The 13,549-nt window shown below is 40.0% G+C and carries 11 protein-coding genes and 1 other annotated feature; of the genes, 4 read left to right on the plus strand and 7 right to left on the minus strand.

The features are described from left to right. Together hisG and G6R09_RS07310 are read right to left on the minus strand one after the other, a co-directional pair. Positions 1 to 897: an ATP phosphoribosyltransferase gene (gene hisG, locus G6R09_RS07305; RefSeq protein WP_163921460.1), complete on the minus strand. Its 897-nt coding sequence runs from the start codon at positions 895 to 897 to the stop codon at positions 1 to 3. Between the two features lie 58 nt (positions 898 to 955). Continuing rightward, positions 956 to 1,090, minus strand: a sequence feature (His leader region). 353 nt (positions 1,091 to 1,443) lie between these two features. Then, positions 1,444 to 1,968 (minus strand): YchJ family metal-binding protein, encoded by a 525-nt coding sequence (locus G6R09_RS07310; protein ID WP_163921463.1) that lies wholly within the window; start codon positions 1,966 to 1,968, stop codon positions 1,444 to 1,446. 213 nt (positions 1,969 to 2,181) lie between these two features. Between G6R09_RS07310 and G6R09_RS07315 the strand changes: the two genes are divergently transcribed. Continuing rightward, positions 2,182 to 3,078, plus strand: a complete 897-nt coding sequence (locus G6R09_RS07315; RefSeq protein ID WP_065166333.1) for a sulfite exporter TauE/SafE family protein — start codon at positions 2,182 to 2,184, stop codon at positions 3,076 to 3,078. An 86-nt stretch (positions 3,079 to 3,164) separates the two neighbouring features. Here G6R09_RS07315 and lpxH read toward each other — a convergent pair whose 3' ends face one another. Together lpxH and G6R09_RS07325 are read right to left on the minus strand one after the other, a co-directional pair. Continuing rightward, positions 3,165 to 3,905, minus strand: coding sequence for a UDP-2,3-diacylglucosamine diphosphatase (lpxH, locus tag G6R09_RS07320; RefSeq protein ID WP_163921465.1), 741 nt, complete (start codon positions 3,903 to 3,905; stop codon positions 3,165 to 3,167). 44 nt (positions 3,906 to 3,949) lie between these two features. Further along, positions 3,950 to 4,444 (minus strand): peptidylprolyl isomerase, encoded by a 495-nt coding sequence (locus G6R09_RS07325; protein WP_065166331.1) that lies wholly within the window; start codon positions 4,442 to 4,444, stop codon positions 3,950 to 3,952. A gap of 191 nt (positions 4,445 to 4,635) precedes the next feature. Between G6R09_RS07325 and cysS the strand changes: the two genes are divergently transcribed. Beyond that, a complete protein-coding gene (gene cysS / locus G6R09_RS07330) occupies positions 4,636 to 6,015 on the plus strand; it encodes a cysteine--tRNA ligase (RefSeq protein ID WP_065166330.1) in 1,380 nt (459 codons plus the stop codon). 305 nt (positions 6,016 to 6,320) lie between these two features. Next, positions 6,321 to 7,403 carry a glycerophosphodiester phosphodiesterase gene (glpQ, locus tag G6R09_RS07335; RefSeq protein ID WP_163921888.1) on the plus strand — a complete coding sequence of 361 codons (1,083 nt, stop codon included), beginning with the start codon at positions 6,321 to 6,323 and terminating at the stop codon, positions 7,401 to 7,403. Between the two features lie 76 nt (positions 7,404 to 7,479). Here the strand turns inward: glpQ and G6R09_RS07340 are convergent, their stop codons facing one another. Further along, on the minus strand, positions 7,480 to 8,304 hold the full coding sequence (locus tag G6R09_RS07340) for an ion transporter (RefSeq protein WP_065166328.1): 825 nt from the start codon (positions 8,302 to 8,304) through the stop codon (positions 7,480 to 7,482). A 186-nt stretch (positions 8,305 to 8,490) separates the two neighbouring features. Next, positions 8,491 to 9,129, minus strand: a complete 639-nt coding sequence (locus G6R09_RS07345; protein WP_065166327.1) for a YchE family NAAT transporter — start codon at positions 9,127 to 9,129, stop codon at positions 8,491 to 8,493. A gap of 722 nt (positions 9,130 to 9,851) precedes the next feature. Here G6R09_RS07345 and adhE point away from each other — a divergent pair. Beyond that, a complete protein-coding gene (gene adhE, locus G6R09_RS07350; protein WP_065166326.1) occupies positions 9,852 to 12,536 on the plus strand; it encodes a bifunctional acetaldehyde-CoA/alcohol dehydrogenase in 2,685 nt (894 codons plus the stop codon). 176 nt (positions 12,537 to 12,712) lie between these two features. Here the strand turns inward: adhE and G6R09_RS07355 are convergent, their stop codons facing one another. After that, on the minus strand, positions 12,713 to 13,402 hold the full coding sequence (locus G6R09_RS07355) for an SDR family oxidoreductase (RefSeq protein ID WP_065166325.1): 690 nt from the start codon (positions 13,400 to 13,402) through the stop codon (positions 12,713 to 12,715). Between the last annotated feature and the right edge of the window lie 147 nt (positions 13,403 to 13,549).

Below are 13,549 nucleotides of genomic sequence, written 5' to 3' on the forward strand. Positions count from 1 at the left end.
TTACTCCATCATTTTTTCAATTGGCAATACCAGGATAGAGCTGGCACCGAGTTCTTTTAGTTGTTCCATGGTTTCCCAAAATAGATTTTCAGAACTCACTAGGTGAATAGCGACACGGCTTTGATCGCCAGCCAGTGGTAATACTGTTGGATCTTCCGCGCCAGGTAATAAACGTTTAATTTGATCAAGACGATCAGTGGGAGCGTGTAGCATGATGTATTTAGATTCTTTGGCTTGAATAACACCTTGCATACGGGTCAGAAGGCGTTCTATTAATGCTTGTTTGTCATTACTAATCGTTTCAGTTGATTGAATCAATACTGCTTTAGAGCGCAGAATAACTTCCGCTTCTTTGAGGCCGTTGGCTTCTAAGGTTGCGCCAGTTGACACTAAATCACAAATCGCATCAGCAAGACCTGCACGAGGAGCAACTTCAACCGAGCCGTTAAGCATACAGGTGGTAAATTTAACGCCGATATCATCCATGTAACGTTTAACTAATTGCGGATAAGTGGTGGCAATACGTTTACCGTTCAGATCTTGAGGGCCGCTATAATCAGTGTCTTTATCAATGGCAATTGAGAGACGGCAGCCACCAAAATCAAGACGACGTAGTTTAATATAGTCACAGGCTTCATTACGTGCCGCACGTTCAAGACCGACTTCTTCAAGTTCGTTTTCACCGATAACACCTAAATCAACCACGCCATCCATGATTAGGCCTGGAATATCATCATCGCGAACTAATAACAGATCAATTGGCATATTTTCAGCGTGAACCACCAGCCGTTCACCCATCATATTAAACTTAACCCCACAGCGTTTAAGTAAGTCTTGGCATTCTTTACTCAGACGGCCTTTTTTCTGAATCGCAATACGTAGTCGTTGTGTTTGCATGGCTATATTCCTTGTCTAAATTCATTCGTATATCAATATTTCAAATTGAAAATTGGGTATTAAAAAACCCTCGAAAGAAATTTCTTCCGAGGGTCTGAATGAGATATTCCGTTATGACCACTGGAAGAAAAATGCGTCTTCCAGGGTGAGGCGTATCCTCCCGAAAGACTAGTCAGGATGATGATGGTGCTGAGATGTGACCATTTGGATACGCATAAATATTTACTCAATAAGGTTGAACGCTATTCGTTGTTGTTATTCACACTAACGAAGCTAATTGTTTTTTGCAACAATAAAATGAGTGAAAAGTTAAATTAAATGTTAATTTATTGTTTTGATGCTTTGAAGGGATAAAAAAGCAGGGTTACTTATTAAGGTTATGAAGTTTAATGGATTATTGTTTTTATTTTGGCAGGCTTAGTCTGAGGGGATAGTAAGGGTTGTAACGTGTTTTGGCGCGGTTTATCAATACAGTAACAATTTATTAGTAAACAAATGGGGATCATCAAATCCCCAATTGTTAATCATTTTGTGGGATTAATTAATTTAGCCACAGCACTTTTTATATTTTTTACCGCTACCACATGGACAAGGATCATTGCGACCAACGGTTTTATTGCTGGTTACTGGTGCTGACGGTGCTGGTTGCTCACAAGGTGGCGGCTGTGGATATTCTCCATCAATGTAAAACCAATAGCGTTGGCCATTAATCGTTTCTTGCACGAAGCGTGAACGTTCTTGCAATATATATTCTTCGCCAGCTTCTTTGTAACCTGCTTGAAATTCGACATAGCCTTGTCCATCAGCAGCTATTTCACTGTTTATAACATCAAGGCCTAGCCATGTTAAGGCGATGGATTCTGCAATCGCCGCGCGATGTTGTTCTGCGTTACAACTGGTGTGATAAGTTTGCACCACAAAATCAACTAAGCCTAAGACATGAGCGCTGTAACGAGCGCGCATCAGTTGTTCTGGGTGAGTGGCTAATGCATGATTGGTATGAATAGGTTTGCAGCATTCAGCAAGAAGTTTGTGGCTGCCACAAGGGCACTCATCATGATGTTTTGACATGTTTTTATTCGATCTTAGTGAAGAAATTAACCTTAGTTTACGTTTTCATCATCTTTGTTGGCAATCAGTGTTTATATTTGGTGCAATATATTGATTGAGTGATTAAAAAAATGGAAACTAATAACACATAGGTACATAATATCTGTCACTGGAATAAAAACAGTGACATGCACAACAGTGCCCTTTGAATAACCCTCCGTATTTGTAGTAGTTATGTCGATATTTACCTTGATACAAGCGGGATTGCTTGTTGGTGGCGGTATTTTTAGTTTTATGCTGTTTATGGCATGGAAAAAAAACCGTAAGCAGGAAGCTGATACACGTATTATGCCTGTTGCTATTGTGGGTGGCTTTGCCCATTTTTGTGACACGTTAGGCATTGGCAGTTTTGCTATCATGACGGCAGGCTATAAGCAGTTTAAGTTGATTGATGATCAGCAATTACCCGGTACTCTAAACTGTCAGTCAGTGATGCCAACGGTATTTCAGGCCTTTATCTTTATGACGGCGGTATCGGTTGATTCAGTAACCTTATTAAGCCTTGTTATTGCTGCTTGCATTGGTGCTACGATCGGAGCGCGGGTCGTCTCAAGTTGGGACCGACAACATATTCGTATCGTAATGAGTGTTGCTTTATTAATTGTGGCTGGATTGATGCTTGCTGGACAGCTAAAGTTGTTTCCACTAGGTGGCAGTAGCTTGGGCTTAAGTGGCTGGAAATTAGTGATAGGTATTATCGGTAACTTTATTTTTGGCGCTTTAATGACGGTGGGAATTGGCTTATATGCGCCATGTATGGTGATGATTTACCTTTTGGGTATGAATCCATTGGCAGCATTTCCGGTAATGATGTGTTCATGCGCATTTTTAAGTTTCTTCTCGTCTGCGAGCTTTATTCGTCATAATCGTTTTAATAGCCGTGCAACAGTCACTGTTGCCTTGGTTGGGCCGATAATGGTAATGGTTGCTGCTTACTTAGTGAAATCGTTAGATATGCATGTGTTGGCGTGGCTAGTGTGTGCTGTGGTTTTCTATACATCTGTCACCATGTACCGTTCATGGGCTGCAGAGAGAAAAGCCGTGCCCGCTTGTGCGATGAAATTACAATAAGTGTAATATTTTGCACTGCTATTTATAAATACAAAAGGTACGCATGTCGTACCTTTTGTATTTTTTATGATTGTAAATATGAGCCATCAATCTGAGCTTGGTATATTGAAATTGCGTGTTTCTAGTTGATAGTCATCAGCGTTATACACTAGTACCGAACCGTGATCATACCAATCGCCAAGCACTATTCGTTGAGCTGGTATGCCATCAATATCAAAATTATGAATATTTGGCCGATGAGTATGGCCATGAATCATTTGGGTAACATTCGCTTCACGCATGATACGGATCACTTCAGCCTGAGTAACATCCATAATAGACTGGCTTTTGGTTTGATTGTTTTTACCGCTATTTTGGCGGAATTTATCACCAACTTTAATGCGGTACGATAACGGTAATCGAGCAAATAACCATTGAATAACAGGATTGTGGACTTTTTTACGGTAGCGCTGGTAGGCTTGATCTTCAATACACAGCGTATCACCGTGTAAAATCAATGTTGGTGTGCCATACAGATCAACCACGCTATGTTCAGGTAATAATGTAATACCTGTTTCTCGGCTAAATCGCTTACCAATTAAAAAGTCACGATTGCCATGGATAAAATAGCAAGGCGTACCAGTATCCGTTAGTGTTTTAAAAGCCTGTTTGATTTGGCGTAAGAAAGGGGAGTCTTCATCATCGCCAATCCACATTTCAAATAAATCCCCTAAAACATATAAGGCATCGATATGGTGGGTTTCTTGTGCCATAAAGCGTAAGAAACAGGCAGTAATGTCGGGGCGTTCAGCACTTAAGTGCAAATCTGCAATAAATAATGTGGTCATAAGTCACTAATAAAGGGCGATAATGAACCGCCCTTTGCGAAGTATTAGTCTTCGATTGTTACGTTTTCGATGATAACGTCTTCAACAGGCACATCAGAGTGGTAACCGTTACGGCCTGTTTTCACTGCTTTGATCTTATTCACAACGTCCATGCCTTCAACAACAGCAGCGAATACACAGTAGCCCCAGCCACTCATGTTCTCGCCAGTGAAGTCTAGGAAGTTGTTATCTTTTACGTTAATAAAGAACTGTGAGCTAGCAGAATGTGGTGCGTTAGTACGCGCCATTGCTAATGTGCCTGTTTTGTTGCTTAGGCCATTGTTTGCTTCATTTTGAATAGTCGCGCGAGTTTCTTTCTCTTCCATACCAGCAAGCATGCCGCCGCCTTGAACCATGAAACCATCAATAACACGGTGGAAAATAGTACCGTTATAGAAACCGTCACGGCAGTACTGTAGGAAGTTAGCACAAGTAATTGGTGCTTTATCTTCGAAAAGGTTAATTTTGATGTCACCAAAATTTGTGTGAAGGGTAATCATGATTTATTCCTTAAATGGAGTGTTTTCTTTAAGCGTGAATATTAACTTACCTTAGCCTTGTCAGACAAACATTACCCGCTTAATCTGCACTAATTGCTAAAATAGCATCCATCCTTGAATTTTCCTTGCGATCAAATGCTATAAAAGGTGTAATTACCGACAAATTCGAAATTAATGAGTAATGCTGAGACATGTTAAAGATCTATAATTCGCTCACACGACAAAAAGAACTATTTACACCCATCCATCCTGGCAAAGTCGGTATGTACGTCTGTGGCGTTACGATCTACGATTTATGTCACATTGGACACGGTCGTACATTTGTCTCTTTTGATGTGGTGTCGCGTTATTTGCGTTACTCAGGTTACGATCTTACCTTCGTACGTAACATTACCGATATCGACGATAAAATCATTAAACGTGCAGCTGAAAATGGCGAAAGCTGTGAATCATTAACTGAGCGTTTAATTGGTGAAATGCACGCTGACTTTGATGCTTTAGGCATGAAACGTCCTGATGTTGAGCCTCGTGCGACACAGTTTATTGCAGAAATTATCGCACTTTGTGAACGTTTGATTGAGCGTGGTTTTGCATATGTTGCCTCTAATGGCGATGTGATGTTTGAAGTGAGCAAGTATGATGATTATGGTCGTCTTTCTAAGCAAGATCTTGATCAACTTCAAGCAGGTGCTCGCGTTGATATCGACATGGCAAAACGCAGCCCACTAGATTTTGTATTGTGGAAAATGTCTAAGCCAGGTGAGCCAACATGGGAATCACCATGGGGGCCTGGTCGTCCTGGTTGGCACATTGAATGTTCAGCGATGAACTCGTCTATTCTTGGCGATCACTTTGATATTCATGGTGGTGGCTCAGATTTACAATTCCCGCACCACGAAAATGAAATTGCGCAATCATGCTGTGCTCACGATGGCCAATATGTGAATACATGGATGCACAGTGGCATGGTGATGGTTGATCGTGAAAAGATGTCGAAGTCATTAGGTAACTTCTTCACTATTCGTGATGTATTAAACCATTATGATCCTGAAACAGTACGTTACTTCTTAATGTCTGGTCATTACCGTAGCCAGTTAAACTACAGCGAAGATAATCTAAAACAAGCACGTTCTGCATTAGAGCGTCTATACACTTCACTGCGTGGTTTGGATACCTCTGTTGAAGCCGCTGGTGGTGAAGAGTTTGTTGCTCGTTTTAAAGAAGCAATGGATGATGATTTCAATACACCTGAAGCCTATTCTGTGCTATTTGATATGGCGCGTGAAATTAACCGTATTAAAACGGATGACGTTGCTACAGCATCTGCATTAGGTGCACGTATGCGCGAATTAGCGGATATTTTAGGTCTATTATCTCAAGATCCTGAAGTGTTCTTACAAGGTGGTGCTGGTGAAGATGATGTCGCTGAAATTGAAGCTTTGATTCAACAGCGTCTGGATGCGCGAGCAGCAAAAGATTGGGCTGCAGCAGATGATGCACGTGATAAGTTACTAGCGATGGGCATTATTTTAGAAGATGGTGCACAAGGTACAACTTGGCGTCGTAAGTAATATCGATTAGCCGACAGTGATTCATATAAAGCCGAGGCACTTGCCTCGGCTTTTTTATATATGGTTATTATTTTGCTGACCATCAAGGTTGATATTATTAATCCAATGGATTTTTTGTTGAATCCATATAACGTTATTCTACTTTGGAATTAAAGTCACTATTTGAGAATAAAATACGCAATTTTAACGATTGATATTGTCATATACGTATTTGATCGCAATATTGTCATTAATAATCCGTATTATACGTTTCGAATGAAGATATTAATGTTCGATATTGAACAGTGCGTATTAAAGGAATAATGATGAAGAAAGTGATGTTAGCGACGATGATCGGTTGCGCGGTATTATCAACAACTGTTATTGCTCAGCCAAATACCGATAAAATTGTTATTGCCCATCGCGGCGCATCAGGCTATTTACCTGAACATACATTGCCAGCAAAAGCACTTGCTTATGGTATGAAACCCGATTATATCGAGCAAGATGTAGTGATGACGAAAGACGATCAGTTAGTCGTTCTTCATGATCATTACCTTGATAGAGTCACCAATGTTGCCGCTCTATTTCCACATCGAGCTCGTAGTGATGGTCGCTATTACGCGATTGATTTTACGCTTGCAGAAATAAAACAATTGAGTGTAACAGAAGGGTTTAATATTAAAGAGGGCAAGCAAGTCCAAGGTTTCTCAGAACGTTTCCCTATTTGGAAATCTCATTTTACAGTGCCAACGTTCCAAGAAGAAATTGAAATGATCCAAGGGCTGAATAAAACCTTAGGTTATGATATTGGTCTCTATCCAGAAATTAAAGCGCCGTGGTTTCATCGCCATGAAGGTAAAGACATTAGTAAAGCGGTCTTAACAGTATTAAAGCAATATGGTTATACTGATAAAAACAGTAATATTTATCTACAAACATTTGATTTTAATGAATTGAAGCGTATTAACGATCAATTAATGCCAGCCATGGGAATGGATTTAAAGTTAGTGCAGCTAATGGCTGAAACAGACTGGAATGAAACCATGGTTTACGATAAATCAGGCAAAGCTCATCCTTATAATTATGATTGGATGTTTAAGCCAGATGGCATGAAAGTGTTATCTCAATATGCTGATGGTATTGGACCATGGAAACCGATGATCGTTAAAAACAGCTCAACCTTAGGCCATATAAAACTTACCGACATGGTAACCAATGCCCATGCTAACGGTATGGTTGTCCATCCTTATACCTTCCGTGCTGATAAAGATCGTATTCCAGCTTACGTTAAAGATTACAATGGCATGTTAGAGGTGTTTTATAATCAAGCCGGTGTTGATGGCGTTTTTACCGATTTTCCTGATAAAGCCGTTAACTTTTTACAGCACCAAACTCAATCGCACTAATTGATAGATTATGGCTTAACGCTATATGCTCGTTACACTCAGCCCGTACATTTATAATGACGGGCTTTTGTTTACGTTATAGTGTTTCAGGCAATTTCGTTCCGCATTTCTTACAGTATTCCGCATCCATCTCGTGCCCGCTGGTGGCACAGTTAGAACAACGAATAAGTCCGCGATGGGTTTTTATTTCTTGGTTTAACTCTGCCGTAATAATACCTGTTGGCACCGCCAGTATTGAATAACCTAATAGCATTGTTAATGATGCGAGTGCTTTCCCCATCACCGTATGAGGCACAATATCGCCATAACCGACAGTAGTAATAGTAACGATAGCCCAATAGATACTTTTAGGAATACTGGTAAAACCATTGCTTGGTCCTTCAATAATAAACATTAAAGATCCAAACACAGTCACTAGAATTAACACCGAACTAAAAAAAACAAAGATTTTACGCTGAGCGTGACGAAGAGATCGCAATAAGATATTGGAATCTCGAAGGAATCTCGCCAGCTTTAGCACTCGGAAAATACGTAAAACACGAATTAAACGAATGATTAATAAATAATTCGAGCCTGGAACTAAGAACGCAATATAGGCAGGAAGAATTGCCATTAAATCGATAACGCCATAAAAACTGCGCGCATATGCTAAAGGTCGTGGAGAGCAATATAAACGTAAAATGTATTCAATAGTGAATAGGATCGTAAACGACCATTCAGCAATAACCAGTAAGTGAGAATATTGCGATTCAATACTTGCAACAGATGAGATAATTAAAATTATTTCAGAACTTACAATGGCAATAATTAAAGCAATATCGAACCATTGACCTAAGCGGGTAGAAGTGCCGAAAATAATTTGATAAAGACGCTGTCTTGGCGTGAGTGTGAGTTTTGTCATAGTTTAAATAGTATTTATTAACAAGTAAAACGCAGCATCCTCTTTTGAAAGCTACGTTACGCCATTAATTGGCTGTGATAGTTTCAAGTATATCAAAACCCTGCATTGACTTACGTTTTTATTGAATATTAAAAAGCCCCAACAAAATGTTGAGGCTTAGTATTTGCTATGAAATAAATCGCGGTATTAACTCAAACCGGGCAGCATTACTCGCAAACCATTGATGATAAATTCAATCCCAAGTGCGGCAAGTATCAAGCCCATGATACGAGTGATCACGTTGATTCCTGTTTGACCTAAAAAGCGCACAATATAAGGTGCTGAACGGAATAATAACCAACAGCAAAAAGCAAATACGATAATAGTAATCGCAATTCCCATTGTTGAAGCCACGCCAGGGTAACGCGATCCATACACAATCGTTGAGCTGATTGCACCAGGGCCTGCCATTAATGGCATCGCTAAAGGTACAACCCCAACTTGTTCACGGCTCACTGACTCTGATTTTTCTTCTTTGTTTTGTTTAACTTCACCAATTTTACCACTCATCATTGAAAATGCGATGCTAAGCAATAGCAAACCGCCAGCAACGCGGAATGAGTCGATTGAAATACTAAACAGATCCAATAAATGTTGCCCAGCTATTAATGCAACAATCAAAATAATAACAACGGCAATATTGGTTGTTAGTGCAGTTTTATTACGTTCATCAGCACTCATTGATCCTGTTAGAGAAACGAAAACAGGCATGATACCGACCGGGTTTACCGTCGCAATAAGCCCAACAAAAAAATGCAAAAATATAGCTATATCAAGAGCCTGCATAGGGTTACCTGTCAGTTACCAAAATTTATGGTGGAGTAGTAAAACGAAAAAATGCCATTTAAACCGTTATTCGTGGTAATAAAAATCACCTTGTTTAAGGCGATTTTTCATTGCCAAGGCTATTACCCGATTCAATAAACGATAGTAGGCAGATGTGTATAAATATCGTTGTCACAAGATTTTAATCTAAGCTGGCTATTTCAGCTACCAATAAAAGCTGATTAGTGCTCTTTAAGGCGTCGATAATTTTTATAGTGAATAGATTATGTAAAGTGAATTTTTGTGTATTACGCTTACAGGGAAAATAATGTGCTAGGTAATATGCAACAAATATTGAGCGGTTAGCGTAATAAATCGTGATTTCTGTCACAACTGGATGTGATAGGGGCTAGTAAATGTATTTTTATTACGTAATATTTCGTCTTGTGAAATAAATGATTTTGATACATATTAGATAAATCAACGATGAGACTCATAAAAATGCATGTAAAAGCATGAAAAACACACTGCTTTTAGCAATTTAGTGGTTTTGCCAGCATTTTGAGTCTGTAGTGATCTAAATCAATTTCTTTTACAGTGTGAAAAATTATAATCAAATTTGAAAGCAATTTACTAAGTGTGTGTAGTGCAATAAGTGTTAACGTGTTTTAACGCTTAAATGTGAAAGGATTCCAGCATGTTCTTACTAAATAATTTTTAATCTTAAAGCTAGGAGTTTATGTATGCCTGTAACAAATATGGCTGAACTAGATGCAATGGTTGCACGTGTTAAAGCGGCTCAAAAAGAATTCGCTACTTTTTCTCAAGAGAAAGTAGATGCGATCTTCCGTGCAGCGTCTCTTGCTGCAAATAACGCACGAATTCCTCTAGCACAGCAAGCTGTTGCTGAATCTGGTATGGGTATTGTTGAAGATAAGGTTATCAAAAACCACTTTGCATCAGAATTTATCTACAACAAATACAAAGACGAAAAAACTTGCGGTATCTTAGAAGAGAACGAAGAGTTCGGTACTATGACTATCGCAGAGCCTGTAGGTATCATTTGTGGTATCGTTCCAACAACGAACCCAACATCTACAGCGATCTTTAAATCACTTATTTCTCTTAAAACACGTAACGCGATTATCTTCTCGCCACACCCACGTGCTAAAAACTCAACGAACGCAGCAGCTAAGCTTGTACTTGATGCAGCAGTTGCAGCGGGTGCACCAAAAGATATCATTGGTTGGATCGACCAACCATCTGTTGAACTTTCAAATGCACTAATGAAGCACGATGATATCAACCTTATCCTTGCAACTGGTGGTCCAGGCATGGTTAAAGCTGCTTACTCTTCAGGTAAGCCTGCTATCGGTGTTGGTGCGGGTAACGTACCTGTTGTTATCGATGAAACTGCTGATATTAAGCGTGCAGTAGCATCTGTACTTATGTCTAAGACATTTGATAACGGTGTTGTTTGTGCTTCTGAGCAAGCAGTTATCGTTATGGATGAAGTATATGACGAAGTGAAAGCACGTTTTGCTTCTCACAACGGTTATGTTCTTTCTAAAGATGAAGCGAATAAAGTTCGTAAAATCTTGTTGATTAACGGCAACCTAAACGCAGATATCGTTGGTCAGCCAGCAACTAAAATTGCTGAGATGGCAGGTGTTAAAGTTCCTGCTAATACTAAGATCCTTATCGGTGAAGGTGAGCAAGTTTCTTACGACGACGAGTTCGCACACGAGAAACTATCTCCTACACTAGGTATGTTCCGCGCGTCTTCATTTGAAAATGCGGTAGACCAAGCAGTAACAATGGTTGAGATTGGCGGTATCGGTCATACATCTGGCCTATACACTAACCAAGATACTAACGCTGACCGTATTAAGTACTTCGGCGACAAGATGAAAACTGCACGTATTCTTGTAAACATCCCAACTACTCATGGTGGTATCGGTGACCTTTACAACTTTAACGTTGCACCTTCGCTAACTCTAGGTTGTGGTTCATGGGGTGGTAACTCTATCTCTGAGAACGTAGGTCCTAAGCACCTTATCAACAAGAAGACAGTAGCGAAGCGAGCTGAAAATATGTTGTGGCATAAACTACCTAAATCAATTTACTTCCGTCGTGGTAGCCTTCCAATCGCTCTTAGCGACCTAGAAGGTAAGAAGCGTGCGTTTTTAGTAACGGACCGTTTCCTATTTAACAACGGTTACGCAGATGAAATCGTATCTTTGCTTAAAGCACAAGGTATCGAAGTTCAAACATTCTTTGATGTAGAAGCGGATCCAACACTGTCTGTTGTTGAGAAAGGCGCTGAAGCAATGAAGAGCTTCCAACCTGATGTAATTATCGCGCTAGGCGGTGGTTCACCAATGGATGCTGCGAAGATCATGTGGGTTATGTACGAGCACCCAGAAACGCATTTCGAAGAACTAGCAATGCGCTTTATGGACATTCGTAAGCGTATCTACAAGTTCCCTAAAATGGGTAAGAAAGCTGAGCTAGTATGTATTACTACTACATCTGGTACCGGTTCTGAAGTAACACCATTTGCGGTTGTAACTGACGATAAAACAGGTGCTAAGTACCCACTAGCGGATTACGAGTTAACGCCTCAAATGGCTATCGTTGATGCGAACCTAGTAATGAATATGCCTAAGTCACTAACAGCGTTTGGTGGTTACGATGCAGTAACTCACGCACTAGAAGCTTATGTATCTGTTCTTGCTAACGAATACTCAGACGGTCAAGCACTTCAAGCACTAAGAATGCTAAAAGAGTACTTACCATCAAGCTACGCGAACGGTGCTAATGACCCAATCGCACGTGAGAAAGTACACAATGCGGCAACTATCGCTGGTATCGCGTTTGCTAACGCATTCCTAGGTGTTTGTCACTCAATGGCGCACAAGCTAGGCGCTGAGTTCCACGTACCACACGGTCTTGCTAACGCATTGTTGATTTCTAACGTAGTTCGTTACAACGCAAATGATAACCCAACTAAGCAAACTGCATTCTCACAGTACGCAAGCCCACAAGCTCGTCGTCGTTATGCTGAAGTTGCTGACCACTTGGGTCTATCACACGCTGGTGACCGTACTGCACAGAAGATTGAGCGTCTACTAACTTGGTTAGACGAATTGAAAGTGAATCTTCAGATTCCAATGTCAATCCAAGAAGCGGGTGTTGCTGAAGCAGATTTCCTTGCGAAAGTTGATGAGTTAGCGGTAGAAGCGTTTGATGACCAGTGTACTGGTGCAAACCCACGTTACCCTCTAATCTCTGAGCTAAAAGAAGTATTACTTGCTTCTTACTACGGTAAACCTTTCATTGAAGGTGAAGCGTTTGAAGGCACAACAGTAATCAAGAAATCAGAGCCAGTACAAATTGCTGCAAAAGGTAAAAAAGCAAAAGCTTAATATCTTTACTGATTAAAATATAATAAAGCCCGTCTAGTGATAGACGGGCTTTTTGTTTGAATAGATTTACCAGACTCGATAAGTGATTAAAATTAACCTCTTAACCTTGAAATCTAAAAAAGGCTGAGTTGTTATACTCAGCCTATTGGTTACATTCAGCGTTTGCGGTTGTGAAATTAGACGCCAATTTCAGACTCTAGCATGCGGCCGTTAAACGAATCGTTTCTGACGATATACTCCACATTACGTGCAATTTCATCTTGCATTGGCACGTTAACAATAGCGTGCTGATCATGGTGTTTGTCTTGTAAATTAATCGGCACAATACCACCAACTCGAATATTAAAATCTGCCAGCTCGGTAGCCCAACTTTGCGTCAAGCCACTGACAACCGTTTTACTGGTGGTTGGGGTATGAGGATGATGGTTCTCATGGCTTAAGGCTAAATTAATAATCACACTTTGATGAGGTTGATTTTGCATAAATTCAGCGGCAATCTTGCCAAAAATAAAAAAACTCGCCGCACTTTTTTGCATAATATCATTAAAGTCAGTGATGGACGTTGGTGATAATAGCTGCGGTATTTCAGTCCCAGTCCAAGTGTTTAATAAAATATTTACTGCTCCAAAGCGTTCGCGTACTTGTTGGAATAACTGCTGAATGCTAGCTTCATCGTAGCATTGTATGTAAAACGCGGCTGCAGCAGCATTAATCTTACAGCAAGATTCTAAGGTCTTTTGTAACTCAGGTTCATTATTATCGACCAGAGCTAATGTTGCGCCTAATGATGCGAAATGAAGGGCGACAGCTTTGCCAATAGGATTACCAGCATCGGTAATAATAGCGACTGATTGTCCGATATGCATATATTCCTAGCCTTAATATTTTAATAGTCTAATTCATGCCTTTTGGGTATCGAAATTGTTGTGGTTATCTCTAAGGCGGTTATTGATATCCATACTAGTCAATAAAACTGCAAACTAATAATAATAAAGAAGAAATTATGAGCAAGG

The organism is Photobacterium sp. Alg240-V54, assembly GCF_900537155.1.
GTDB lineage: Bacteria > Pseudomonadota > Gammaproteobacteria > Enterobacterales > Vibrionaceae > Photobacterium.